The sequence below is a fragment of the Bacteroidota bacterium genome, from assembly GCA_016706865.1.
Classification (GTDB): Bacteria; Bacteroidota; Bacteroidia; order Chitinophagales; family BACL12; genus UBA7236.
Window position 1 is genome coordinate 522,529 of sequence record JADJIS010000001.1, and the last position, 25,643, is coordinate 548,171.

At 35.7% G+C, this 25,643-nt stretch carries 25 protein-coding genes; 4 read left to right on the top strand and 21 right to left on the bottom strand.

From position 1 onward, the window contains the following. Positions 1-396: 396 nt before the first annotated feature. Together IPI31_02120 and IPI31_02125 are read right to left on the bottom strand one after the other, a co-directional pair. Positions 397-1,188, bottom strand: coding sequence for a DUF72 domain-containing protein (locus IPI31_02120; protein MBK7566597.1), 792 nt, complete (start codon positions 1,186-1,188; stop codon positions 397-399). After that, positions 1,185-1,637 carry a hypothetical protein gene (locus tag IPI31_02125; protein MBK7566598.1) on the bottom strand — a complete coding sequence of 151 codons (453 nt, stop codon included), beginning with the start codon at positions 1,635-1,637 and terminating at the stop codon, positions 1,185-1,187. Before IPI31_02125 ends, IPI31_02120 begins: the two co-directional genes overlap by 4 nt. Before the next feature lie 700 nt (positions 1,638-2,337). Between IPI31_02125 and IPI31_02130 the strand changes: the two genes are divergently transcribed. Beyond that, positions 2,338-2,685, top strand: coding sequence for a hypothetical protein (locus IPI31_02130; protein ID MBK7566599.1), 348 nt, complete (start codon positions 2,338-2,340; stop codon positions 2,683-2,685). A 33-nt stretch (positions 2,686-2,718) separates the two neighbouring features. On the opposite strand, the gene IPI31_02135 is transcribed toward IPI31_02130, so the two are convergent. Continuing rightward, positions 2,719-3,909 carry a helix-turn-helix transcriptional regulator gene (locus IPI31_02135; GenBank protein ID MBK7566600.1) on the bottom strand — a complete coding sequence of 397 codons (1,191 nt, stop codon included), beginning with the start codon at positions 3,907-3,909 and terminating at the stop codon, positions 2,719-2,721. Positions 3,910-4,075: 166 nt separating this feature from the next. On the opposite strand from IPI31_02135, the gene IPI31_02140 reads away from it, so the two are divergent. Next, a complete protein-coding gene (locus tag IPI31_02140; GenBank protein ID MBK7566601.1) occupies positions 4,076-6,673 on the top strand; it encodes a T9SS type A sorting domain-containing protein in 2,598 nt (865 codons plus the stop codon). Positions 6,674-6,841: 168 nt separating this feature from the next. Here the strand turns inward: IPI31_02140 and IPI31_02145 are convergent, their stop codons facing one another. The 8 genes from IPI31_02145 to IPI31_02180 form a co-directional block, all read right to left on the bottom strand. Next, positions 6,842-7,381: a hypothetical protein gene (locus IPI31_02145; GenBank protein ID MBK7566602.1), complete on the bottom strand. Its 540-nt coding sequence runs from the start codon at positions 7,379-7,381 to the stop codon at positions 6,842-6,844. Between the two features lie 83 nt (positions 7,382-7,464). After that, positions 7,465-7,641 carry a transcriptional regulator gene (locus IPI31_02150; protein MBK7566603.1) on the bottom strand — a complete coding sequence of 59 codons (177 nt, stop codon included), beginning with the start codon at positions 7,639-7,641 and terminating at the stop codon, positions 7,465-7,467. Between the two features lie 85 nt (positions 7,642-7,726). After that, positions 7,727-8,551: a glutamate racemase gene (murI, locus tag IPI31_02155; GenBank protein MBK7566604.1), complete on the bottom strand. Its 825-nt coding sequence runs from the start codon at positions 8,549-8,551 to the stop codon at positions 7,727-7,729. Between the two features lie 429 nt (positions 8,552-8,980). Further along, positions 8,981-9,478 carry an OmpH family outer membrane protein gene (locus IPI31_02160; GenBank protein MBK7566605.1) on the bottom strand — a complete coding sequence of 166 codons (498 nt, stop codon included), beginning with the start codon at positions 9,476-9,478 and terminating at the stop codon, positions 8,981-8,983. Between the two features lie 213 nt (positions 9,479-9,691). Further along, positions 9,692-10,213, bottom strand: coding sequence for an OmpH family outer membrane protein (locus IPI31_02165; GenBank protein MBK7566606.1), 522 nt, complete (start codon positions 10,211-10,213; stop codon positions 9,692-9,694). Positions 10,214-10,233: 20 nt separating this feature from the next. Beyond that, complete coding sequence (locus IPI31_02170) at positions 10,234-12,921, bottom strand: BamA/TamA family outer membrane protein (GenBank protein ID MBK7566607.1); 2,688 nt, start codon at positions 12,919-12,921, stop codon at positions 10,234-10,236. Further along, positions 12,918-13,658 (bottom strand): isoprenyl transferase, encoded by a 741-nt coding sequence (locus IPI31_02175; protein ID MBK7566608.1) that lies wholly within the window; start codon positions 13,656-13,658, stop codon positions 12,918-12,920. The genes IPI31_02170 and IPI31_02175 overlap by 4 nt, the downstream gene beginning before the upstream one ends. Before the next feature lie 30 nt (positions 13,659-13,688). Beyond that, positions 13,689-14,546 (bottom strand): outer membrane beta-barrel protein, encoded by an 858-nt coding sequence (locus IPI31_02180; GenBank protein MBK7566609.1) that lies wholly within the window; start codon positions 14,544-14,546, stop codon positions 13,689-13,691. Positions 14,547-15,334: 788 nt separating this feature from the next. Between IPI31_02180 and IPI31_02185 the strand changes: the two genes are divergently transcribed. Beyond that, a complete protein-coding gene (locus IPI31_02185; protein MBK7566610.1) occupies positions 15,335-15,580 on the top strand; it encodes a hypothetical protein in 246 nt (81 codons plus the stop codon). A 1-nt stretch (position 15,581) separates the two neighbouring features. After that, positions 15,582-15,992 carry a PIN domain-containing protein gene (locus IPI31_02190; protein MBK7566611.1) on the top strand — a complete coding sequence of 137 codons (411 nt, stop codon included), beginning with the start codon at positions 15,582-15,584 and terminating at the stop codon, positions 15,990-15,992. A 613-nt stretch (positions 15,993-16,605) separates the two neighbouring features. Here IPI31_02190 and IPI31_02195 read toward each other — a convergent pair. The 10 genes from IPI31_02195 to IPI31_02240 form a co-directional block, all read right to left on the bottom strand. Then, the gene (locus IPI31_02195) at positions 16,606-18,735 is read right to left on the bottom strand and encodes a T9SS type A sorting domain-containing protein (protein ID MBK7566612.1); all 2,130 of its coding nucleotides are present in this window, start codon (positions 18,733-18,735) and stop codon (positions 16,606-16,608) included. Between the two features lie 383 nt (positions 18,736-19,118). Further along, a complete protein-coding gene (locus IPI31_02200; GenBank protein ID MBK7566613.1) occupies positions 19,119-20,003 on the bottom strand; it encodes an NAD kinase in 885 nt (294 codons plus the stop codon). An 8-nt stretch (positions 20,004-20,011) separates the two neighbouring features. Further along, a complete protein-coding gene (locus tag IPI31_02205) occupies positions 20,012-20,677 on the bottom strand; it encodes a CBS domain-containing protein (protein MBK7566614.1) in 666 nt (221 codons plus the stop codon). 1 nt (position 20,678) lies between these two features. Continuing rightward, a complete protein-coding gene (locus IPI31_02210; GenBank protein MBK7566615.1) occupies positions 20,679-21,437 on the bottom strand; it encodes an alpha/beta hydrolase in 759 nt (252 codons plus the stop codon). Positions 21,438-21,499: 62 nt separating this feature from the next. After that, complete coding sequence (locus IPI31_02215) at positions 21,500-22,069, bottom strand: aminodeoxychorismate/anthranilate synthase component II (protein MBK7566616.1); 570 nt, start codon at positions 22,067-22,069, stop codon at positions 21,500-21,502. Continuing rightward, the gene (locus IPI31_02220; GenBank protein MBK7566617.1) at positions 22,066-22,617 is read right to left on the bottom strand and encodes a CvpA family protein; all 552 of its coding nucleotides are present in this window, start codon (positions 22,615-22,617) and stop codon (positions 22,066-22,068) included. The genes IPI31_02215 and IPI31_02220 overlap by 4 nt, the downstream gene beginning before the upstream one ends. 50 nt (positions 22,618-22,667) lie before the next feature. Beyond that, on the bottom strand, positions 22,668-23,123 hold the full coding sequence (locus tag IPI31_02225) for a GatB/YqeY domain-containing protein (GenBank protein ID MBK7566618.1): 456 nt from the start codon (positions 23,121-23,123) through the stop codon (positions 22,668-22,670). Positions 23,124-23,644: 521 nt separating this feature from the next. After that, positions 23,645-24,784: an N-acetyl-alpha-D-glucosaminyl L-malate synthase BshA gene (bshA, locus tag IPI31_02230; protein MBK7566619.1), complete on the bottom strand. Its 1,140-nt coding sequence runs from the start codon at positions 24,782-24,784 to the stop codon at positions 23,645-23,647. A 96-nt stretch (positions 24,785-24,880) separates the two neighbouring features. Next, positions 24,881-25,228 carry a hypothetical protein gene (locus IPI31_02235; protein MBK7566620.1) on the bottom strand — a complete coding sequence of 116 codons (348 nt, stop codon included), beginning with the start codon at positions 25,226-25,228 and terminating at the stop codon, positions 24,881-24,883. A gap of 161 nt (positions 25,229-25,389) precedes the next feature. After that, complete coding sequence (locus tag IPI31_02240; GenBank protein ID MBK7566621.1) at positions 25,390-25,641, bottom strand: hypothetical protein; 252 nt, start codon at positions 25,639-25,641, stop codon at positions 25,390-25,392. Positions 25,642-25,643: the final 2 nt, after the last annotated feature.

The window sequence follows — 25,643 nt, forward strand, 5'->3', positions numbered from 1 at the left end:
CAAACCATATGCCAAGCAAACCATAGAGATTTATTGCATATTTCGATATGATATTTGGGAATTATTATCCTCGATAGTGTAAATATTTTAACAATATTTAGATTTTATGGGTCATGAAACTTATAACCTCAGTGGGTCAATTATACAAGATCTGACAATCCCCACAAATACAACTTCTGCGCTTTTTAGTGTAAAACCCTTGAAGCATATGAGAAAATGTTTTCCCCAACTTTTAAATTCTATTTATTTTATTCAGTAAAAGTGTCTGATCTATCTTGCTGTTGCCACTTACAGCAATAATTTTTTTTCCCGCGAATTTCGCAACAGCCTCTTTAACTAAAATTAGCGAAGGTCATTCTAGCATGTCTCATTAATAATTTCTATAAGATATTTAATTCAAGTTTTACGTCGTTCAATCTTATCACCGAGCTTTGCATTCAAATATTTTAAATTATTAAATGCATCACCCATTGTATTGTTAAAATATACATAAACAGTTTTTCCTTCCTCTATCCATTCATTAATATAAGATGCGTATTCATATAAAAAATCGTCTACATAACTTTCACGGTAATTCCCGGTGGGACCATGAAACCTCACATACATAAAATCAGATTTATGATGTAAAAATGGAGTAGCTGACTTGGGAATATCTTGTATTACAATAGTTGTTTTATAAAAATTCAATAGGTCGTAAATTTTATCGTTATACCAGTTTTTATTGCGAAACTCCACTGAAATCTTCCAACTATTTTGGGTAATAGTTTCGTTTATACAACTTAAAAGTTTCTCTAATTTAACCGTATATTCTCTACCTATACTTGGGGGAAATTGAATGAGCAAACATCCCTTTTTATTTCCTGCTGCATTAACTGATTTAAAAAATGAGGTTATATCCTCTTTTTTAAAATTTAGACCTTTAGCGTGCGTTATTTCCTTCCACAATTTAAAGGTAAACTTAAATTCTTCTGAAACTGAGGCAGCCCATTTTGTAACAGTGGCTTCCTGAGGTATTTTATAAAAGGAACTATTGATCTCTATACTATTAAAAAAAGAGGCGTAATAAGTTAACCTGCTGGTGTTTTCGAATGGCGGTGGATATAAATACTTCGGCACTGGTAATTGAAGACCGCTAAGTCCCGAATAAAAATGTTTTGGATGACTTGCAATTAAATCCACAATTTTCATGAATTTTCTTCTTCAGACAATAATTTAAATGCAAGGGCACTAAAAACTCCAAACACAACATGGGCTAAAAGAAGATGTCGAAAATAATCTTTAAGATCTTTTACAGGTGGATCAGGATGAATTTCAAACATCGCCTTCCATGCTAAGATGCCTGTAAGGCCGCTTGCCGTGCCTAAAAGTATTCCTGAAGTAACAGCGGGATCAATATTTTTTTGTTTCCATAATTCACTATAAATAACAACAAACAAAAATCCAATGGTATAATGCATACCCCATCCTGCAATTTGAGCAGTTTCTTCGGAACTGCTGCCCGGCAATCGCTTTATTAACCTAGCTAAAACTTCAGGTTCTCGAAAATTTTTATTTTCAGATTCAGAGATGAGATAACTGAATAATGTCATTGCTGAAGTTTCTACAATAGATGAAAAAAGAATATTTTTTGATTGCATAGAATTATATTTTAAAAATGCCGGAGTTAATGAATAACCCCGGCATATACTATTATTATATTTATCATGGTTTCAAAACCACCTTCACACATTCTTCTTACTTATGCCTGAAAATATGACAAGCATGTTCTTTTCTGAAAGTGGTAAACGAATTAATAGATCTGTCGCTATTATTAATGATCAGAAATTATCAAAGCATATGCCAATGAAAGAATACACTATTATTGTGTTTCAATTAAAATTTGTGTACATTATAATCCTCAGAATAGTAATGTATTGTTGAATTATAGAAACATATAAATATTACATTTCCTACATGAATTATGTTTTAACAAATCCCTGAAAATTCAACTCGCTCAGTATTTGACGAATGAAAAATTTAAAGAAAATCTCTAAAAAGTCTGAATTTTATAATTTATTTGATCGTATTTGAAAAAATAAATTAAAACGCTTGTGAAGAGCCAATAATCAATTACTGCATGGGAATTTCTAAGAACTATTAGTAATGGGACGGTTGATAATTGTATATTTTCCTTTAAATATTTGCACTTTTATTTGTTTTTATGAATTAAATACTGTATGTTTACAAATGAGGACCAGAACTCACCTATAATAATACCCAGCAATCTTTAATACCATAACTGAGGCGATGGTAAGCGGGAACTGTAACTATTGCCCAGGAAATTTTAAAAAATTATTTATGGACGCTAGGATCGTGCATCTGGAGCATTTATATAGGACAGTAAAAGTTCTTTCCAACTCCAATTCAAACTACTTACGGGTATTAGAGTTATATCATGCTGAAAGAAATTCAGAAGACATTAACAGTGGAGCATTTAGTTATCACAATAATTTATTTAATACCGGTTGGAAAGCCAAAGAACCATTTGAGGATATCATGAAAAATTATGACGATCAAAAAATGATCAATGACGCTTATCTCAATTTTATAAATGAATTTTTATGTGATATAAATTCAGCAATTTTGTTTTGCAGGATGAAGTCCAATACTTATGTAAAAAAATGCGTTGGGGTTATAAATGGGTAAGGTTAATAATCTAACATTAGGAAACGTGGTTCGTTAATTCAAAACCCCTTTCATTCCATCCCCTTTTGCCAGCATTTTATAAGCGCTGGGTGATACTCCCATTTTGTTTTTGAAGGCGGCGTTAAAGGTTGCTTTGTTGGTATAACCAACGTCGAAGGCAATGCTGAGAATTTTAGAGTCGGAATTGGAATCTTCGAGGAGGAGGCGACAAGCTTCTTTGATGCGGTATTCGTGGAGGAGATCGGAAAAATTTTTGTGAAGGGTGGAATTAATTAAAAAGGATAATTCGTGTAAAGGCATTTGTAATAACTCTGCGAGTTTGTTCAAATTTAATTCGGAGTCCAGCCAGGGTTTATGGTTTTCGAGATAGGAAATAAGTTTTTCTGTTTGAGCTATAAGATTTTCCGGTGCCAGTTTTTTTCTGGTATTGGCATTTTTTTGTTCAAATAAAGATATCGGTTGCCTGAATGCTCCATAACCAATAAGATAAATACAAAGCGACATCATTCCGGATACTACGTAATCTAATCCGTCGGGTAAAATTCCCAGCCAAAGTGTTATCCAATAACTGCTGAAACAAATGGCGAATAATACATAAAAAGAAATATTGCGAACATACCAACGGTATTTCAATTGTTGATGTTCACTGCCATTCTTTTCTTTTTTATGTTTATATAATAGGCGAAACAATAAAAAGCTATAAATAAACAGACTCAAAAACTGCAATCCATTAAATACCTGAAATGCGGTAATTACAAAACTGAGGTGACGATAAATATGCTGCTGCAGGAAAATATCAAGCGGTTGTTGCGAGGTTGCAATTACCTCAGGCCCCATAGTGAACCAATAAATAAAGGGTAACATGTAGGTGAGATGCACTGCAAACGGAATAAAATGTTTTTTATATTTTACAGGAAGTTCACCGTTTTTTATGATGATAATATATAAATACATCAAAGGTCCCAACAAAAACGGTAAGGCGGAACACCAACCCTTGGTCCACATAAAATTACAACTGTACCCTGTCCAGAATAATACATAATAACAAAGTATCATGGAAAATGCAGCGACAAATATTGCCATAATTCTGTTGGCAGTTATGTTCGATCTGTTGTATACTGCCAGCAGAACCGCAAGAAATAAACCCTGCGCTGCAATAATCAGAAATATAAATGACCCTATGGTAAAGGAAGGTTCTGGTAACATGATGTAGGTTTTATTCATTAAAAATATTAATAATAAACGGAAACGGTTCAATTTTAACTTGCTTTAACATGCACTAACTGTTGTTTTGTCATAGTTAAGTCATGAACATATATTTCGTGTCTGATTTTATAATTCAGGACGCTAATAATTTCGCTTAGAAGAATATTTGCAGTAAAAAAATAACATGAATAAAATAAACTACCTGCATCCTTCCACATGGATATTATTTATTTGTTTACAAATTCTCACACTCAACATTTCGGCGCAATATTGTATTCCGCAACATTCGTGGCCCATGCTCGATGTGGTGATCGACGGAGTGGAACTTGGCGATATCATAAATACCGGCAACGGAGTTGCTGATGAAGATATCGGTTATAGCGATTATACTGCAATGTCCACCGAACTTGCCTCCGGATCCACTTACACAATTTTTCTCGACAACAAATCGTGGCAGTACAATTATTCGGTTTGGATAGATTATGATCAGAATATGGAATTTGAGGAAACTGAAAAACTCGGCACCATAGTTTTAACTGGCGTGCAATCGGGCAGTATCACATTTAGTATTCCTGAAGATGTGATCAACGGAGAAACCAGAATGCGTGTCAGGGCCGTGCACGAACCCTTTGGCCCCTGGATGAACTCCAATGACGCTTGCCTGCCATTTTTACAAGGTGATACGGAAGATTATACCGTTCATATTTCCGGTGGAGTGGAAAATGATCTGAGTTTGAATAAACTGGTGTCCCCGTTTTCCGCAATTGGATTAAATGAAGAGATCATCACAATAGAAATTTCCAATCATACCGATACAGATCTTTCAGAGGTAAATGTTTCTTATTCTATTGATGGTGCATCTCCTGTGCTTGAAATAATTCCCGATATTATTCCTGCCAACAGTAATTACCTGTATATTTTTTCGGAAACTGCAGATCTTTCTGCTTTGGGTTGTTATTCCATAATACTGGAAGTGCAACATCCGGATGATGGATTCGCATTAAATAATACCCGCGAAATAAATATCTGCAATTTGAATTATGTAAATGGACCTAGAAAATGGTTGATACATTCTAATGTAGATGGTGGTGCAGAGGCACTTGGTGGAACACCATTTTTTAATACCACTAATACCACATGTATGAATGCTGTTTTTGGAGAAGATAACTGGACCCAGGAATATTTTGAGACCGTTGATCCCGAAATATTGTTTTCCGATTCATCTTGTTTTATTTTTTTAGATGGAAGTTATAATCACATTGTTGCCATGGATATTTTTTTAAATGAGAACCGGCAATTAATGGAAAATTGGGTTGCTGCGGGAGGAAAATTATATTTAAACAGCAGCGGATCGGAATATGAAGGGGAACATTTTTATGTGGACTATGGTTTCGATGGAACTAAAATTACGATGAGTTATCAGGTAACGGATATTAAAAAGAAAGTGGGGATTTCGCATCCTGTATATGATGGACCCTACACTCCTGTTGGAACAACCTTCAGTGGATTTTACGCTAGTAATGCAGTTATTTACGGAAAAAATTACGATACACTTGCCCATGAAAATCTTGACGGAGTTTTAATAGGTGCACCACATAATGACATTCCATGTATGATAGAAAAACAATGGGGAATTGGCAAAGTGATCATGAGTGCCTGGGCACCGAGTCAGTTACTTGATCCTGAAGATAAAAACATGAATCTGCGTCAGAATATTCTGGTGTATTTAAGTGACTGCAGTTTTATTATTCCAAATGATGCAGGTGCTGTTAATTTACCGGAATTATTTTCTTCCTGTAATAAAACGGATGAGGAGGAAATAAAAATTACAATTCATAATTATGGTGGAACAACACTAAGTTCCATTCCCGTTGCTTATACAATTAATGGTGGTGTTGAAGTATTGGAAACTGCAGATATTACTATTGCTCCCGGTTCAGAAGCTGATTATATTTTTACAACTACTGCCGATCTTTCTATTCCGGGGGAATATATTGTTGAAATATATACTCTGCTCCCGGATGATATGGATATCAGCAACGATACATTTGAGTTGACCATTAATTCTTATGCTTCACCAATTTCCATTCTGGAGGACAATATTACTGCATGCGATGCTGTAATTCTTGATGCAGGAAATCCGGGGATGGAATATTTATGGAGCACTGGAGATATTTCTCAAACCATTACAGTTACAAGTTCCGGAATATATTCTGTTACTATAATTGATCCCATTTCAGACTGCACAATTTCTGATACCGTAAATGTTACCATAGAAATCGCACCTGAAGCATCTTTTATTTACACTATATCCGGACTTACCGTGTTTTTTGAAAATACCACACCAGGTACAGGAACATATTTCTGGCTTTTTGGAGATGGTGATGGTTCCACCGAAACAAATCCCACGCATACTTATACATCAGAAGGAGATCACAACGTGGTATTATTTGCTGAGAATGATTGTGGTACATCGGAGTATACAGTTGTAATAACCTTACAAAATACAGGGATTAATAACCCTGCTTTTCAATCCATCAAAATATTTCCAAACCCCGCAAATCAATTTTTTATTGTTGAGCTGGATAATTTGAGTGGAAGGGAAATGTTTTTGGAGATGTATAACATGAATGGTGAAAAGGTAAATTCAGCGCTTGAAAATCAAATAGTAAATGAAAATTCTGTATCTGTAAATATATCTGATTTGCCTACCGGGATTTACATGGTGAAAATGATTGTTGGGGAGGATATTTATGTTGGCAGAGTGGAGAAATTAAGATAAATAAATTTATACGATAAAAAATTGAAGATTACAACATCACAACATTTAGTAAAATTAATGTTGTGATGTTGTATTTTAATTCTACCAACATTAATTACAAAATATTTATATCAATACTAAATTAGTATTGCTTCTACACTTGATCATAATAGAGGAATCACCGTACTATTATTCTTTGATTTTGGTTATTGTATCCCTATAGTTGATATTGTCCTTTCCATAAAAATGTTTTTGCCAAGCTGAAATATCTACATTATCAATTTCCTCTTGATATCGTTTTTCAGATTCATTTGCTGCCAGTATTGCAATAATGATCCAAACAGCAATCCCTGCAAGAAGCAATAAAATTCGTTGCTTAAATTTCTTTTTGAAATTTTCCTTTCTAAGTCTAAATAAGGAAGGGCCTAAATCCAATTTACTAAAAATTAATATGGGGGTTAATATTACAATTAACAGCATTTGAATGATGGGATAACCTTCCTCTGCATTTTTCTCCAACTGTACTTGATGAGCTATTTCTAATTGGTTTACAATTTCATCCCATTGACTTAAAATCTCTTTCTGATACTCAATGGTTACACCTCTTTTTAAAAGTTCATTCTTTGCCTGGTCGATTGCATCTTGCTCCCAATCAAAAGTTGTACTATTTGCTATAGCAATTAAATCATAAGTTTCTCTGGTAGATATTGGCGGATTATATTCTGTCACTAATTAATTATAAAAATTAATTTTAATATTCTTACAGAAAAAATATCAAGATTGTACTTAAGGGCAGATATTCTTACTTGAATCTATTTTTTTTCAGGAAAATTTATTGGGAAATGTACATTTTCATATTCTTCAATTAATCTTCCCAATATTTCCAATTCTTTCCCTTCAGATGTGCCTTTTTTAGAGTCAAAAATCACTTCAAGTCTTTCCAGGGCTTGGCTGTATTCTTCTTTTGTTTTTATGGGATTAGATTGCATAGGTGTTAAATTAATTGGGGTTAAACATATTAAGACGCGATTGCGGTTGGTGAAAAACACCAAACCGCGGCTACGCAAAGATATTTCAAATATGCAAATACTTCGACTTCACCTCCCTCCCAAAAAACACCCCGGCATGTTTATCAAAATTTTCGGTAGAGTCGGTGGTATAAAATTCAAGTTTCGAATTTTTGCTGCACATTACTTCTATTTCCGGATGACGATCTAAATAATCAACCAATCCTTTTGCAACTATCTCCCCCTGAGAAATTACCTGAATATGCGAAGGCAAATATTTTTTGATCTTGGGAATTAATAATGGATAATGTGTACATCCTAAAATAATGGTATCAATTTCATCAGAATGTTCGAGCAAATTATTTACATGTTGTTGCACAAAAGGATCGGCAAAATCTTTATTATGTTCATTATTTTCAATTAATGGAACCCACATGGGGCAAGCCTCCTGATATACATGCACATCAGGAAAAAATTTATTTATTTCCATCACGTACGACCCGGATAATACTGTTCCCGTTGTTGCAAAAATTCCAATATGTTTTGTTTTAGTGTATGTTCCTGCAATTTCGGAAGTTGGTCTTATCACTCCTAATACGCGACGGCTTGGATCAATTAATGGAAGGTCTATTTGTTGAATTGTTCTCAACGCTTTTGCACTTGCTGTATTACAAGCAAGAATTACCAATTTGCAACCCATATCAAATAAATGTTGCACACATTCCAATGTATATTCATACACTGTTTCAAACGACCGATTTCCATAAGGAGCCCGACCATTATCCCCCAAATAAATAAAATCGTATTCCGGTAATTCTTTTACGAATTCCTTTAAAACCGTAAGTCCGCCATACCCGGAATCAAAAACACCGATGGGAAATTTTGTTTGCATAGTTTACGAAGGTAAAAAATTGTTCTGAGTTCTGACATGTAGTAGATCTCCTGCGTCGATCACTACATGTTTCAGTTCTGAGTTTTGAGTTCTGGGTTCTGCGTTCTGGGTTCTGACATGTAGTAGATCTCCTGCGTCGATCACTACATGTTTCAGTTCTGAGTTCTGAGTTCTGGGTTCTGAGTTCAGTTCAAGTTTTGAGTTCTGAGTTTGAAAATTGATTTAATTGTAGAGACGCAATGCATTGCGTCTCTACAATTAAATCAATTTTCAACAACTGCGCCTTATCAAAAAAGTTTAATTGCTTAATATAATCTCATTCCGAAGCCATAATCTCCAATGTTACAAACTGCCCACTGCCCACTGTTTACTGTTTACTGTTTCCGGCCCACTGCCCACTGTTTACTGCCCACTGCCACTGCCCACTACCTACAGCCCCAATTTCTTCTTCATCATCGGCAAAATATCCACTGCATCCGCACCAAAATATAATAATGCAGACCCATCGAGAATGGCGGTGAGTTTGTTTTCTTCTCCTACTAATTTAATTTTTGCTTTTACATCGGCGAGAATAGGACCGTAGAGTTCTTCTTTTTTTGCTGCAAGTTTATCGTTGGATTCCTGTTCGTAATCGTTGATGCGTTGTTGTGCAATTTGAAGATCTTTTTCTGCTGATTCTTTTTTTACGGCACTCCAGGTTGCGGAGTTTTTATTGTAATCGTCCAATTTTTTTTGATATTCAAGAACATACCCGTAATAAATTTCCTGCATATCACTGGCATATTTTACCAAAACTGAATCTGCTCTTTTTACTTCCGGCATTAAAATAAGAAGATCATTAGTATTTAAAAAACCGATCTTTTGTGCCTGGGAAGAGGTAATGCCGAAACATACCAATGCGATAAGGATTATAATTTTATTTTTCATTGTGGCTGATAGTTTAGTATTTAGTAGTTAGTATATAGTAGTTAGATTAGTAAACTTATGAATCTACAATAGTATCTAGTATATAGTAGTTAGTAGTTAGATCAGTAGACTTGGAAATATTCGTTAGTCTTCAACCTTTGTGATATAATTAAACTTGAACAATAATAACTTCCAGCAGGATATATCTATATACTAAATACTATATACTACCTACTATTTCTGCGGAGTATATCCAAGCTTTTTAATGATATCGTCGCTTTTGTCGTTTTCAGCATTTGCGTATAATAAAGTTGTGCTGCTGGATTTATCGAAAATAAAATCGAATCCACGTTCCTTTGCATATTTTTCAATTGCTTCGTAAACCTTATCCTGAATTGGTTTAACTAATTCCTGACGTTTTTGAAACAACTCCCCTTCATATCCGAATTTTGTTTTCTGATAATCTTTTATCGCTTTTTCTTTGGCTTCAATTTCACCTACCTTGGTTTTTTTCTGTTCTTCGGTAAGTAAATATTGTTCATTCTGAAAATTGCGGTAGAGGTCGTCAATTTCTTTTTGTTTTTTATCTACCTCTGCACGCCATTCGGTGGTGATCTTGTCGATCTGATCTTGTGCAGCTTTATATTCCGGAATATTTTTCAGAATATAATCGGTGTTAACGTAAGCAAAACGTTGTGCATCTGCTGTAAGAGCTGTTGCAATAATTACCATTGCAATAATTAAACTTTTTTTCATCATCGGTTTTTTAAAGTTATTTATTCCGGTTCAAATCCTAAAATGACCGTGAATTTTCCGTTTTTGGTGATATAATCGAAAAATCCTGTGGCCGGTTGTAAATCTCCGGGAACCAGATCGTCAAAGCGTATGCCATAATCTACACCCAGCAATCCGAACATAGGCAACCAAGCCCGCACACCTATACCCACTGTGCGTTTCAGATCAAGCGGATTAAATGCTGCAAGATCGGGATAAAGGTTTCCGCCCTCTGCAAAAGCCATTGCATAAATTGTTGCTGACTGGCTTTTGGTGATAGGATAACGAACCTCAAGGGTGTATTTATTAAATATGGATTCCGTTCTTGCAGAAGAGCTGTTCGGCTGATTAAATACCTCATATCCGCGAAGCGAAATAATATCTGTTCCCACAAAAGTATTTGTATATCCACCGGATAAACCATCACCACCTAATTGGAATCTTTCAAAAGGAGGAATTCCAACATCGCTGTTATAATATCCAAGCCAACCAAATTTAATCGCTGTGCGCAACACAAATTTTCCAACTAAAGGAGTATAATAATCGGCATTGAATCTCCATTTATAATACTCTATGAATTTATATTTACTTTCCACACTTGCATCGGTATAATCTTTATTGTTGAATGCAGAATATGGTGGTGTAAATTGCAGCGACAAGGAAATATTAGAACCTGATCTTGGAAATTGAGGATCATCCACCGAATTTCTTGCAAGTGTTTCTTTAAAGCTGAAGTTATTATAATCGCCGTTTGTTGCAATGAAATACGGATAATCTTCCAGATGATAATTATAATAATTAATGGAACTCAATAAAGTAAAATAATCATCCGGCCATTTTAAACGAATACCATATCCCAGAGATGCTCCGTTTGCAATAAATACCCCTTCAAGATCATTATAATCGGTACCTGAAACATTATATCCTAATTGCGTACGAGTTAAACTTACCGAAAGTGAATTTGGTTTTTTACCTCCGAACCAAGGTTCTACAAATCCAATATTAAATGCCTGATATAATCTTCCTGTTGTATTGATACGAAACGATAATTTTTGTCCCTGTCCCGTAGGAACAGGTTTCCATCCGTCTCTTTTAAACATTTGATCGGTACTCCAGTTATTAAGTACAATTCCCACACTAGCTAAAATTCCATAACCTTGTCCTCCATATCCTGCAGACAATTCCAATTGATCGGATGGTTTTTCTACAACGGTATATTCAATATCCACTGTTCCGGATTCCGGATGTGGAATTGGATTTACACCAATTTGTTCTGCATCAAATAATCCAAGTGCAATAATTTCACGTTGAGAACGAATTACAAGTGAACGATTAAATTTTTGGCCTGGTAAAGTTCTTAATTCACGTCGTATTACATGTTCACTTGTTTTTGTATTTCCGCGAATAATTATTTTGTCGATAATAGCCTGCGGCCCTTCAAAAATTCTTATCTCAATATCAATGGAATCATCTTCCGCCCAAATTTCAACCGGAGTGATACGGAAAAATAAATAACCGTCGTCCATATAAAGTGAGGTGATATCCAATTGTGTAAGATCGAAAGATATACGCTGATTTAATAAGGTTTGATCATACACATCTCCTTTATTAATTCGTAAAATAGAATCCAATTTTGTGGAGGCGTATTTTGTATTTCCTTTCCAGATAATATTTCTGAAATAATATTGTTCACCTTCATCTATTGTATAGGCGAGAGATAGAGTTCTTGTGGATGTTTTATAAACAGAATCCAAGGTGATCTTTGCATCGCGATAACCCATGGTGTTGTAATAGGTAATAATATTCTGGCGATCAATTTTTTCTTTTGCAGCATCGTATTTCGACGAATTAAAAATACGTATTTGTGCGCGCTGGGTAACAAAATCCAAAACATTTTCATAACTGATGGAGGATAAAATATTTACAATTCCCTTTGGACCAAAATCTTTTTTAGTGATAGGATCTTCCGGATCATTATAAAATACATCCACCTGTGTGCGCATTCTGGTATCCTTCATTTGTTTGAGCAACTTGCGGTCGGATACTTCCGTATTTCCCTTCAAAACAATTTTATCAATTTTTACTTTTGCTCCTTTTACAATATCAATAAAAACGATCACACTATTGTATCTTGATGTATCGGGTTTTGCATAAACATCTACCGTTGCATTTAAAAATCCCTTTTCGGCATAATAGTCAAGAACAGTATTTTGAATTCCTATTCTTGTAAAATCAGCATAAGGTGTAACACCTCCTATGATGTCTAATTTTTCCGTAAGATCTTCTCTTTCCGATTTTGAAATTCCTGCTGGAGAATAAAGACTTATTTTAGGTAATTCGGTTAATTTAATTTTTAGAAATATCTGATCTCCCAAAATTTTATCTACAACAATTTCCACCTGAGAGAAAAGGCGCATCTTCCACAAACTTTTTATTGCAACACTAAAATCTTCTCCCGGAACACTTATCGGAGTTCCTGCAGTTAATCCGCAACGTACGATCAAACTATTTTGATCTATATTGCTGGAAACCAATCCCTCAATAACGGGAGTTGCCGCAATAGTATATTTTTTCGGTGTTGAATAATCTATGACATTGGAATCTACACCAAAATTTTGGGCTTGCAATCCCAGTGAAAAAATTGTCATCCATCCACACAATAATATAACTCGCAATGTAAGGTTCATCATAGTTTTATTTGATCTGTTGTTTTTCCAAATCGGCGTTCCCGCTTCTGATAATCGAGCAATGCTTTATTGAACTCGTTCTTATCAAAATCGGGCCATAGGGTTTCTGTAAAGTAATATTCTGTATAGGCGGTTTGCCATAGCAAAAAGTTACTAAGGCGTAATTCTCCGCTGGTTCTAATTAAAAATTCGGGGTCGGGAATATCGGCAGTATTGAGGTGCTGACTGATGGTATTCTCGTCAATATCCTCAGCGTGTATCATTCCGGATTGCACTTTTGCTGCAATTTTCTGCATGGCATCGGTTAATTCCCACCTTCCGCTATAGCTTAATGCCAGGATAAGATTTAAGCCGGTATTGTTTTCAGTAAGTTTTTTTGCTTCCTCTAGTTCGTTTATACATGCAACGGGGAGAGAATGACCATCTCCTATCATACCGATACGAACATTATTTTTACTGAGTTCGGGAGTTTCTTTGCGGATGGTTCGCACTAAAAGTTCCATCAAGGCGTTTACTTCTGCTTCCGGTCGATTCCAGTTTTCGGTGCTGAATGCATAAAGTGTAAGGTATTCAACTCCATACTCCGTGCATGCTTCCACTACTTTTCTAACTGCTTCCACCCCTGCATGATGACCGTAAATTCTCGCCTTACTATTTTGTTTTGCCCAACGCCCATTCCCATCCATAATGATGGCAATATGTTTTGGGATATTAGTAAGGTCTGGTTGAGCGATATTCATCAGGGTGCAAATTTATCAAAAGGAGGTGGGTTATTTATTACCCCACTTCCCCGGAGGCGCACATTTTAATTCAACAAAGGTATATGAGAGGAAAATTCCGGTGTACAGATATTTGTCATAATGCTGACTATCCCCTCTTTGTTTTCCCGGTTCACCCAATGGAAGTAGGTCAACTTCGGTGGATCTATCGGCCAGAGCTACCGCCAATGTTCCATCAGCGCCTGTTGCAAGAATGGATGGGTCGACATAGGTTTTACTCACATCATCAAAATAATCGGTAAATAACCAGTGCCAGTTGGCTTCAATTCCGAAGGTTACATTTTTATTTATTGCGAATTTAAATCCGCCACCCATTGGAATTGCCACTTGCACTCTTTTATATTTTTCGTTACCGGTAAGTTCCGGAAATTGTTGTCCTTCTGTTCCAAGTGGCTGAAGATCAACCCATTGGGAGTCTATCATTGCCTGAGGATTGAAATAGTAGAGCGAAAGTCCCATAAAAATGTATGGTGTGAACCAATTTTTTGGTTTTTCGCGTTCCAGCGGAAAAAAGTTAAAATCTATCCGGGTGGTGAGATCATAAACATTTGTTCGGAAACTCAGATTGCGGCGAAGATTGTACACGTTGTTGGAAATTGAATCGTAACCAACTGATTGTCCGCCACTTACACCAATATAATACCCAATTCTCGGATTCGGATTATACCGAAAGAACACTCCTGCTCCGGGTTTTATGTATTGCATACTTTCCAGGGTATTATTAATGTCTCCAAATGAATTTGTAACTCCTCCCCACAGCCCTATCTCAGCTTCCTGGGCATTACTTTTCGAGCAACACAATAGTATAGCAGTAATGAAAACGAATGAATATAAACGAAGATCCAACATTAAAGGGTCGCAAAGTTACGGAAATGAAGGCTTAACGGGAAAAAATGGGGGATTATTGTTTGGGTTGTGATATTCTGAGTTCTGACATGTAGTAGATCTCCTGCGTCGATCACTACATGTTTCGGTTCTGGGTTCGGGGTTCTGAGTTCTGAGTTCTGGGTTCTGGACGGAGGAAATACTTTCGGGTGTCAATCCGATTAATGTTCTTTATTCTTTGTTCTTTATTCGATATTATTTTCATTGTTCAATTCGAAGGATAAACTTCCGGTTGAGGATCCGATTGATATTTTTTATTTTTTGATTGTTATTGGATATTCATCCGGGTTCCATGCGGAGGAAATACTCCCGGGTGACAATCCGATTAATGCCTGCCCGGCCCCTGACGGGTTCTTTATTCTTTGTTCTTTACCTGCCTGGCGACTGCCGGCAGGTTCGATATTATTTTCATTGTTCAATTCGAAGGATAAACTTCAGGGTGAGGTTCCGATTAATGTTTTTTATTTTTTGATTGTTATTGGATATTCCTCCGTGTTCCATGCGGAGGGAATACTCCCGGGATGTCGAACCGATTAATGTTTTTTATTTTTTGATTGTTATTGGATATTCATCCGGGTTCCATGCGGAGGAAATACTTTCGGATGTCGATCCGATTAATATTTTTTATTTTTTGATTGTTATTGGATATTCATCATTGATCAATTCGATGTAAAACTTCCTTCTTAACTGTGAACCAAAATTTTGCCAATACGTATAAAATATATAATTTTGCACGTATAACTAAATAATTCATGGACACTAAATTAACCTTAAAGCTAGACGAAGAAATTATTGAACAGGCAAAGATCTATGCTAAAAATAAAAATACCAGTCTTTCAAAACTCATTGAAAGTTACCTTGGATTATTAGTTGACCCAAGTGACAACCAAGAGGTAACACCCTTTGTTAAAAGTTTATCTGGTGTGGTTAATTTGCCAAAAAACTACGATCATAAAAAAGAGTATAAAAAACATCTCCTAAACAAATACTCTAAATAATATGATGAAGGTATTTGTTGATACTGATGTTTGTATTGATCTATTATCTGGACGAAAACCATTTAATAAAACTGCTGAAGTAATATTTTCACTTGCAGATAAAGGTAAAATTAAAATTTACGTTTCTTCACTCTCCTTTGCCAATATAGATTATGTATTGCGCTCACAATATTCAACTACACATTCGAGACAAATAATTGCAAAGTTTAAAACGTTAGTCAATGTGCTACCTGTTGACAACAAAACAATTGACCTGGCAATAGCCTCAAATTTTAATGACTTCGAGGATGCTATTCAATATTCTTGTGCAATTGAAAATAATTTAACCTTGCTAATTACTCGAAATATAAAAGACTTTAAAAAAGCAACTATTAAAGTTTTGACACCTGAAATGTTTGTGACTCAAACTTAGGTGAGGGTTTGCAGGGTTGACAAGGTTTTCAGGGTTCTGAGTTCGGTGTTCTGGGTTCTGAGTTCAGGGTTCTGGGTTCGAGACGGAGGGGAATCACGGGTTGCCTGAACCTTTGATGAAGTCTGGTTGAAAGGGTTCAAGGAGTTGAAGGGGGGTTTGATTCGGAGGAAAAACTTCCGGGTGGTGTTCCGATTAATGTTCTTTATTCTTTGTTCATTATTCGATATTATTTTGAGATTTTAATACGGAGGAAAAACTTCCGTGTAGTCGATCCGATTAATGCCTGCCCGGCCACTGACGGGGTCTTTATTCTTTGTTCTTTATTCGATATTATTTTGAGATTTTAATACCGAGGAAAAACTCCCGGGCTGTGATCCGATTGATATTTTTTATTTTTTGATTGTTATTGGATATTAAAAATTAGTTGGCAGGGTTTGCAGGGTTGACAAGGTTTTCAGGGTTACTAGGTTCAGGATGGAGGGAAAATCTCGAGGGTTTCAAAATTGTTTACAGCGACTGTTACTGCAGCTAGGTATAGGGTTGAAAGTGTTTATTACGGAGGAAAAGTATCCAATGTTACGAAACTCACCGCTCACTATTCACCTCTAACCATTTATTGGATGACAATAATTTCATTTGCCAATTCTCCATTTCGTGTTATAATAGAAACCAAATAAATTCCAGGAATTAAATTTTCTATATTAATTGTATTTTCATCAAATTTAATTGGAACAGAAACTCCATTTACAGAATAAATTGTTGCTGATCGAATATTTACTTTGGAATAAATTTTATTTGTCGCGGGATTTGGAAATAATATTTTAGATGCTGTTTCCGGAAGCGGATCATTGATGGATGTTGCTGTTACATTGGTTAATTTCCAACTATCATTGGTAACAATTCCTGTCATCATCCACAATGCATTATTATAAACAGTTACAGCACCCGCATGACGACCAACATAAGGCGGATTTTTTAATTCATGCCAATCAATTCCATTTTCTGAATACCAGGTTTCGTCATCGTCGGTTTGATTTTCGATGCCGCAAACAACCCAAATTTTATTGTCGAAATATGCAACATTGTGCCAATATCTGGGTCCCCATGGCGCGGCGGGATTTATGAGTTGCCAATCAATTCCATTATTTGTTTTCCAAACATCATTAAAATATCTGCGGTCATTTAATCTTCCCCCTCCCATCAACCACAAAAAACCTTCATCATCCACACAAGAATTTCCAACCATACCACGAGGATTCCATGGAGCATCGGGTAATTGTGTCCAGCTTTCACCATCAGCACTTTGCCACACCTGATTTAAATTATAAAACACACCTGTAAATGGTTGCCCACCATAATTTAAAATATTTCCATTTAAACTCGCTACCATGTGCATGGTTCGAGGAGGATCAAAGCCTGGTATACTATCCAATACTTTGATCCAATTAATTCCATCCGCACTTTTCCAAATGTCACTTAATGCCCCTGACTGAGGATCACCTCCTATCACCCACATAAAATTATCATGCACCAACCAACCGCTTACATGCCGACCTAACCATGGAGCTTCTGTTTCGAAAGTAAAATTTGCACCGTCGGTAGAACTATAAATTTCGCTGCAGGTATAATTATTTTCCTCGTGATACGGAGGATCCCATCCACCGATGAGCCACATTTTATCTTTAAAATTTAAAAGTCCACTTCCATCGCGTGCTGTGAAAGGCAATTCCGGAGAAACATTTTCCCATTGATATTCGCTGATAATAAATTTACCAACGTAACCTGAATATTCCGGATTTAATTTATCGGTAATTCTCAATTCAATCGTTGTTCCGGGTGTATATGGAAGCGGGAAATAATAGGGTGTCCATTCCGTTAATTGATTTTGATCAGACAACAACCAAATGCCATCGCTATTTAATTGATATTCCAATAAAACAGAATCACTCACAACATTTTCGTTATAATACCAAAAAACGTATGCCGTATCATTTTGAATATATGCATCCGTTGACCTCGGACTCACAAAATGAAAAGGTTTGTGATCATGAAAAAGTGCGTGTATCTCCGATTGGTTCAATCCTTTATCGTAAATGGCAATATCATCAATTGTTCCATTAAATCTGTGTGGTAAAGATCCAACAACAAGATCAATTGCATCACCAATAGTTCCCCAATAATAGGTTTCATGATATAAAACACGATCATGCCAGAATTGTATGGTGTCGGAATTGCGTTTCACTACAAAATGATGCCATTGTCCGTTGTGATATTGTCCGGGACCACCTTCTGCAAGACGATTATCCACCCAACCGGAACCATTCCAATAAATAAATGATGCATAATATAATTCGGGAATAGTTTGTAAAATACTATTTCCATTTAATTGAATTTCAAAATTGTTAATAGTATCATGTGCTGCTTCTTTGATGGAGAATATATTCATAGTTTCAGGTGAACTTGTTTTCAACCAAAAACTAAAAGTAAAATCTCCTGTTAAGGGAGTAAAATCATCAATTGGAATTATTAAGGAATCAGAAATTCCATTTAATAATAGCGCTGCATTTTCATTTCCAAACCTATCTTCAGCGAAAGAGCATCCACCCGCAATTGCATCATTACTTAACCCTGAAGAATCTAACGTATTATTATTAAAAGGATAAAACGCTACCAATGCATCCGTGGGGATTTGAGAAAATAAATTAAATGAAATTATTAATGGCAGAATTGTCAGATATTTCATTGGATAAAAATACAAAGTTCTGGGTTCTGAGTTCGGGGTTCTGAGTTCGGGGTTCTGAGTTCTGAGTTCGGGGTTCTGGACAGAGGAAATACTTTCGGGTGTCAATCCGATTAATGTTCTTTATTCTTTGTTCTTTATTCGATATTATCTACAAGTTATATTTCGAAGGAAAACCTTCAGGGCTGTCATCCGATTGATATTTTTTATTTTTTGATTGTTATTTGATATTTAAAATGGGTTGAAAATAATTAAACTCGAAGGAAAATCTTCCAATGATAAAAACTGACAACTGTTACTGAGACTGCGACTGTTCCAAAGAGTTAAATCCAAGGAAAAATCTTTCAATGATACAAACTCACTACTCACCTCTCCACATTCACCAGCTAATTCCTTTGATCCACACCCAATCCCAATTTATTTCTCAACGTATCGAGAAAATTCTGCTCATTTGGGCGTATTAAGATAACGGTAAAATTTTCTTTGCGCACGGCAAGCTGCACTGTTGCGTCAACGGTTTCAAAACGGGAGTCGAGGGTCACCAAAAAATGTTCGCTTCTTCCTTCAATTTCGAAACTGATTACGGAGGCGTCGGATACTATTATGGGACGAATATTTAAATTGTGCGGTGCAACCGGTGTGATTACAAAATTTTCGGAAGATGGAAATATAATTGGACCACCACAACTCAAAGAATAACCTGTGGATCCTGTTGGAGTGGAAATAATTAATCCGTCAGCCCAATAACTCATTAAAAATTCACCATTGATATAAGTATGAATGGTGATCATTGCCGAACTATCTTTTTTATGGATAGTAAATTCGTTGAGTGCGAAGTTATTTCCTTTAAACAATCCCGGAATATTAGAATCGAGATGAATTAGTGTTCGTTCATCGCGCGATATTGTCCCTTGTTCGAGTGCATCGATACAAGATGCAATTTCATCTTTACCTATGCTTGCTAAAAATCCTAATCTTCCGATATTAATTCCAACGATTGGAATATGCGTGTCTCTCACAATTGTAATGGTATCCAATAAAGTACCATCACCACCAACAGAAAAAATATAATCTATAATTTTAATAATATCCTGATCTTTTTCCGTAAAAAATTCAGGAGGTTTTTTGAAGGTGATATTATTAATGAGGTGCGGAAAATAATCTTTATGAATAAAATATCTGATATTGCGATCGGATAACAGATCGAATAATTGTTGCACGTAGGGAAGTGCATCTTTTTTAATTAATCGTCCGTAAATTGCAATGGTCATGATAAAAATTAAATATTGAGATAATTCATCAATGAATCGTAGCGATCCTTAATAATTTCGCCCATGTCAGATTCCTGAAAAAATGCTTTCACCGCATATTCATATCGATCAAAGGTAGCTACGATATGTTTTATTTCGGTGCTGTCCACTTTCAATGTTACCGCGTGTTTCCCGGTATCGGAATCCACATTAAAATACAAACTTAAAATATGTGCACCGTTGCTTTCCACAATTCTTGCAATATCGCTCAGCACATAATCTGTTTTATTATTTAATTCCAAAATAATAACTCCGCCGGGTTCACTTATGGCGGTCATTTTTGCGAAATTGAATAATAAACTTTGTAAGGTAATTAATCCAAGATAATTTTGTTTACTGTCAACTACGGGAATTATAGAAGATTTTAATCCTGCAGCAACACGCAACACTTCGTAAATATGCTCCGTATCCTTTACAAAAGGTTTATATAAATTCTTAAGAAATTTTCCGAGTTGTTCGTGGGTATTATTAAAATCGAGAATATCATCCTCACTAACTAAACCCATATATTTTTTATTCTCAACAAGGGGAAGGTGTGTGAGTTTAAATTCATACATCCATTCTATCGCCTTATCTCCTGTATCCTTTATTTTAAGAGGAGGAACATTTTCGGATATGATATCTTTTGCAAGCACTTTATTTTATTTCGTCGAGGAATTCGCTCAAATAACGATTAAATTCCTCCGGTTGTTCCATCATGGGTGCGTGTCCACATTCATCAATGAATAATAATTTTGAATTCGGTATCAGCTTATGAAATTCTTCTCCAACAAAAGGAGGCGTGATGGTATCGTTATTCCCCCATACCAGCAAGGTTGGTGCCGTAATTTTAGAAACTTCTTCCGCAAGATTTTGTCTTATAGCACTTTTTGCTGTTGTGAGCACTCTTAATACCTTATTTCTGTCGTTCACTATATCAAATAACTCATCAACCAGCTCTTTAGTTGCAAAAGCAGGGTTGTGGAAGGTAAGTTCTGCCTTTTTCTTGATGTATTCGTAGTCTCCGCGTTTCGGATAACTGTCGCCCATGGCGCTTTCAAACAATCCTGAACTTCCTGTAAGCACCACGCCTTTAATTTTTTCCGGATTGCGTAATGCGTAAATGAGGGCAATATGTCCGCCCAACGAATTTCCCATTACAATTACCTTATCGTATTTTTTCCATGCGACAAAACGTTCCACATAATCAACAAAACCGCCTACAGTAGACTCTTCCAGCGGCAGATCATACAATGGAAGTATTGGTATCACCACCTTGTGGGTGGCTTTAAAGTGTTCTATTATATCGAAAAAATTACTCAGCGCCCCGAATAAACCATGTAAAAGCATCAGCACATCGCCTTCGCCTTCTTCAACATATTTAAATCCGTTTTCTTCCGTTATCGTGTGGTCCATACCCATCAGTGAATCACAAAAATATGAATTTTGGATTGTTTAATACGTTTTGATTTCAGAAATCAGGAATTAAGGGTATTGAACCAGTTGCGAAGCATACTAAATCCTGCAGTTGTTAGTATGGATTCAGGGTGGAATTGCAGCCCATACAGTGGTAATTCACTGTGTTTTAGCGCCATTGGTTCATTCCCGATAACAGTGGAAGCAATTATTTTTAAGGAGGCGGGAATATTGTCAATATTTAGCGAATGATAGCGCATAACCTCCGTTTCTGTCGGAATTTCAGAGAAGATGGGGTCGTTTTCCAAATAAATTTTAGAAGTTTTGCCGTGAAAGGGAAGCGCTGAGTGTATCAGTTTAGCGCCAAAAAATTGCCCTAAAGCCTGATAACCCAGGCAAATGCCTAGAATTGGGAGTGTTTCATGGAAGTAATTAATTGTTTCCAGCGTAATTCCGGCATCGTCCGGTGTTTTTGGTCCCGGAGAAATTACAATGGCTTGGGGGGATAATAATTTAATTTCCTCCACAGTAATTTCATCATTCCTTTTTACAAGTACTTCTGCGCCAAGTTGAGATAAATAATCGTAGAGATTATAGGTGAAGGAATCATAATTATCGAGCAGCAGTATCATTCTGCAATGCCTTTTGGTTTAGAAGTTTCCAGATCTTCAAACCATTGTTGGAGAGAATTAAAGATATTTTTTACGGGAGGAATTACTTTTCCGATCGTTTCAATAGTTTTAGGAGCAAAGGGTTCCACTTTTTCGTAAACAATAGATTCTGTTTTTAATTCTGAAGTTAATAATCCTGCATTATTACCATAAAATAAAATGGTAGAAAAAAGCATGGTCCATATCACGCTCCAAATAATTGCACCTGCTAGCTGATTGATAAAATTTAATTTCAGTAATTTGAAAAATCCCTCCAATAATTTTTCCAATAATCTAAATAAAAGATATATACCAATAAATACCAGCATAAAAGAAATAAGCGGAAGGTATTTAGAGGAAATATTAAACCATTTATCGATATAAATTGCAGTTAATTCACTCAGATATACTGCAGCCATAATACCGATCACAAGTGCGAGCAGTGACACAATAGAGTGAATTAATCCCTTCCTATATCCGTGAATAAAGGCGAGCAGTAAAACAATTGCAAATACAATATCTAATACCACGTAGAATAAATAAACTGTTCGAGCAAAAAAATTATTTTGCGAAAATAAAATTAATCTCCGCTCAACATTGCTTTCACCATTGCGGAAACGGCTTTTCCATCTGCTTTTCCGGCAAGTTGTTTTGTTGCGGCACCCATCACTTTTCCCATATCCTGAGGACCTGTTGCGCCCATGGTAGCAATTATAGTATTCAGAATTGCGCGTAATTCATCCTCACTCATTTGTGCGGGAAGAAATTTTTCTATCACTGCAATTTCTTCTGCTTCCACTTCTGCAAGTTCAGGTCTGTTTTGTTGTGTATAGATATCAAAACTTTCTTTGCGTTGTTTTAACAATTTCTGCAAAACCTGCATTTCTTTTTCGTCGCTTAAAGTATCATCGGCACCTTTCTCTGTTTTAGCGAGCAATAAAGCAGATTTAACTCCCCTCAAAGCACGCAATCTGCCTTCTTCACGATTTTTCATGGCAGTTTTGATATCTTCATTTACCTGATCGAATATGGTCATATTTTTTGTTTTAGAAGTGCAAAGTTCGGAAATTTTTAGGGAACATGTCGTGAATCGTGAATCCTGAGTCGTGAGTCCGGGGTGTCTAGTGTATCATTAATTCCACCTTTTGTTATCATGATACCTAAAAAGCAGAAAGGAGAAAGGAGAAAGGAGTTTAAATTTCTTGCGAAATTTTTGTTGAAGTCCGTTAGTGAGACCCTAGCTAAGAGCGAGAGCCTCACTTTTTTTCCCGAAACTTTGTTTTTCCACCGTTTGTTTTCCTGATACTTGATACTAAATAGGAGAAAGGAGAGAGGAGAGAGGAGTAAGGAGTTCAAATTTCTTGCGAAATTTTTGTTGAAGTCCGTTAGTGAGACCCTCGCTAAGAGCGAGAGCCTCACTTTTTTTCCCGAAACTTTGTTTTTCCACCGTTTGTTTTCCTGATACATGATATCCGCTACCTGATACACCCTTGAGTCCTATGTCAATTTCCACTGTCCTATGTCAAGTCCTATGTCATGTGTCCTATATCCTATTTCCTACTTCCTATTCCCCCCCTGCGCCAGCACTTTTTTGTAATACGCTTCATACTGAGGAAGTATATTTTCCAGCGAAAACTTATTCGCCTGCATTATTGCATTTTTTTTGAATTGTTTAAGTGTTTCTTCATCCTTTAAAATAAGCATTGCGTTTTTTGCCATATCTTCCACATCGCCAACATTACTTAAATAACCGGTAACACCTTGAATATTAATTTCCGGAATACCGCCGGTGTTTGTGGAGATAACCGGCACTTCGCAAGCCATTGCTTCCAATGCTGCTAAACCGAAACTTTCTGTTTCTGAAGGGAGAATAAAGAGATCTGCAATTGCCAATAACTCTTCTACAGCTTCTTGTTTGCCAAGAAAATAAACATCATCCTCCATACAAACCTGGCGTGTTAATTTTTCTACGTTTTGTCTTTCGGGCCCGTCGCCAATCAATAATAATTTTGCAGGAATTTGTTCTTTAATTCTGCAAAAAACCTGTACAACATCTTCAACTCTTTTTACTTTTCTGAAATTGGAAGTGTGTACAATTATTTTCTCTCCGTTTTTTGCAATTACCTGTCGGAAATGTTCTTTGTCGAGTTTTTTAAATCTGCTGAAATCTATAAAATTGGGAATTACTTCAATATCTTTTACAATATCAAAATTTGTATAAGTATCATCTTTCAAACTTTGAGATACTGAGGTAATACCATCACTTTGGTTAATAGAAAATGTAACAACCGGAATAAATGTTTCATCCTTGCCCACTAAAGTAATATCAGTTCCATGTAAAGTTGTGATGAATGGAAGATGATAATTTTTTTCCTTCAGAATTTGTTTTGCGATATAAGCAGCACTTGCATGCGGAATGGCATAATGCACGTGAAGCAGGTCCAATTTCTCAAAAAGAGCCACATCCACTATTTTGCTGGCAAGTGCAGTTTCATATGGCGGATATTCAAAAAGGGGATAATTGCTGAAGTTCACTTCATGAAAAAAAATGTTCTCGTGGAAAGAATCCAGGCGAAAAGGTTGTTTATAGGTGATAAAATGCACTTTGTAGCCCTTATCTGCCAAGGCTTTCCCAAGTTCTGTGGCTACAACCCCGCTTCCTCCGTAGGTTGGGTAACAAACTATTCCAATTTTCATCATGTGAAGGTAATGGGTTTAATAATGGTATAGCGATGAAATTTGTTCCATAAAAAGTTCAAAATTTAGGAATTAACAAATTAATGTGTGAATTGTTTATTTTCTGTTCAGACGAATACGTTTCCATAAAATTTTAATCCCGTGCAGCATAAAAAATTGAACTATCAGATTAATAAAGTAAATACCAAAAAAGAAAATTGTTCCTTTATTACTGGAACTATAGCGGATCTCATGGCCAGCCAAACTAAATATATGTTCGATAAATGATAAAGGGAAAAATAAAACAAAGCTAAATATTTCCATTAAAGAAAACAGCCATTTTGCATGTTCACTATAGTCGCCTTCTTCGTTGTAGGTTAATAGCACAATCAAATAAATACCGAAGAATTCGATGATGCCTGCGATTAAAATAAAGAGTAATAAATTTTTTAGGGGTTTATTCATCTTGATTGAAAAATACAGTTTTCCTCTTAACATTGCTTTTCATTGAGGTTCATGAATTAGGCCACGAAGGCACGAAGACACAAAGGTTTCACAAAGAAAAACTTAGTGAATGCTTAGTGTCTTTGTGTCTTCGTGGCAAAAATACATTTTTGATAGAGCCACTAATCAATTCCTGTTTTAAGTTTAAATCCATCGCGAATTAATTCATAACCAAATGTAATAACCAGAAATTGTATAAAACAATTAATTACAAATAAAATTATCGTGAAAATAAAACCAACATCTACAGGATTTACAAATACAAATATGGGAAATCCCACAGTATATTTTAATAAAGGAATTGGAAAAATATAACATACAAAGGCAAGGAAAAAAACATAACCCCAAAATAATATTGTGCGGTTTATTTTCATTT

Coding starts and splice junctions, on each gene's coding strand:
- IPI31_02120 (MBK7566597.1), bottom strand. CDS start 1,188: ATGAAAATTGTGGATTTAATTGCAAGTCATCCAAAACATTTTTATTCG.
- IPI31_02125 (MBK7566598.1), bottom strand. CDS start 1,637: ATGCAATCAAAAAATATTCTTTTTTCATCTATTGTAGAAACTTCAGCA.
- IPI31_02130 (MBK7566599.1), top strand. CDS start 2,338: ATGGACGCTAGGATCGTGCATCTGGAGCATTTATATAGGACAGTAAAA.
- IPI31_02135 (MBK7566600.1), bottom strand. CDS start 3,909: ATGAATAAAACCTACATCATGTTACCAGAACCTTCCTTTACCATAGGG.
- IPI31_02140 (MBK7566601.1), top strand. CDS start 4,076: ATGAATAAAATAAACTACCTGCATCCTTCCACATGGATATTATTTATT.
- IPI31_02150 (MBK7566603.1), bottom strand. CDS start 7,641: ATGCAATCTAATCCCATAAAAACAAAAGAAGAATACAGCCAAGCCCTG.
- murI (MBK7566604.1), bottom strand. CDS start 8,551: ATGCAAACAAAATTTCCCATCGGTGTTTTTGATTCCGGGTATGGCGGA.
- IPI31_02160 (MBK7566605.1), bottom strand. CDS start 9,478: ATGAAAAATAAAATTATAATCCTTATCGCATTGGTATGTTTCGGCATT.
- IPI31_02165 (MBK7566606.1), bottom strand. CDS start 10,213: ATGAAAAAAAGTTTAATTATTGCAATGGTAATTATTGCAACAGCTCTT.
- IPI31_02170 (MBK7566607.1), bottom strand. CDS start 12,921: ATGATGAACCTTACATTGCGAGTTATATTATTGTGTGGATGGATGACA.
- IPI31_02175 (MBK7566608.1), bottom strand. CDS start 13,658: ATGAATATCGCTCAACCAGACCTTACTAATATCCCAAAACATATTGCC.
- IPI31_02180 (MBK7566609.1), bottom strand. CDS start 14,546: ATGTTGGATCTTCGTTTATATTCATTCGTTTTCATTACTGCTATACTA.
- IPI31_02185 (MBK7566610.1), top strand. CDS start 15,335: ATGGACACTAAATTAACCTTAAAGCTAGACGAAGAAATTATTGAACAG.
- IPI31_02190 (MBK7566611.1), top strand. CDS start 15,582: ATGATGAAGGTATTTGTTGATACTGATGTTTGTATTGATCTATTATCT.
- IPI31_02195 (MBK7566612.1), bottom strand. CDS start 18,735: ATGAAATATCTGACAATTCTGCCATTAATAATTTCATTTAATTTATTT.
- IPI31_02200 (MBK7566613.1), bottom strand. CDS start 20,003: ATGACCATTGCAATTTACGGACGATTAATTAAAAAAGATGCACTTCCC.
- IPI31_02210 (MBK7566615.1), bottom strand. CDS start 21,437: ATGGACCACACGATAACGGAAGAAAACGGATTTAAATATGTTGAAGAA.
- IPI31_02215 (MBK7566616.1), bottom strand. CDS start 22,069: ATGATACTGCTGCTCGATAATTATGATTCCTTCACCTATAATCTCTAC.
- IPI31_02225 (MBK7566618.1), bottom strand. CDS start 23,123: ATGACCATATTCGATCAGGTAAATGAAGATATCAAAACTGCCATGAAA.
- bshA (MBK7566619.1), bottom strand. CDS start 24,784: ATGAAAATTGGAATAGTTTGTTACCCAACCTACGGAGGAAGCGGGGTT.
- IPI31_02235 (MBK7566620.1), bottom strand. CDS start 25,228: ATGAATAAACCCCTAAAAAATTTATTACTCTTTATTTTAATCGCAGGC.
- IPI31_02240 (MBK7566621.1), bottom strand. CDS start 25,641: ATGAAAATAAACCGCACAATATTATTTTGGGGTTATGTTTTTTTCCTT.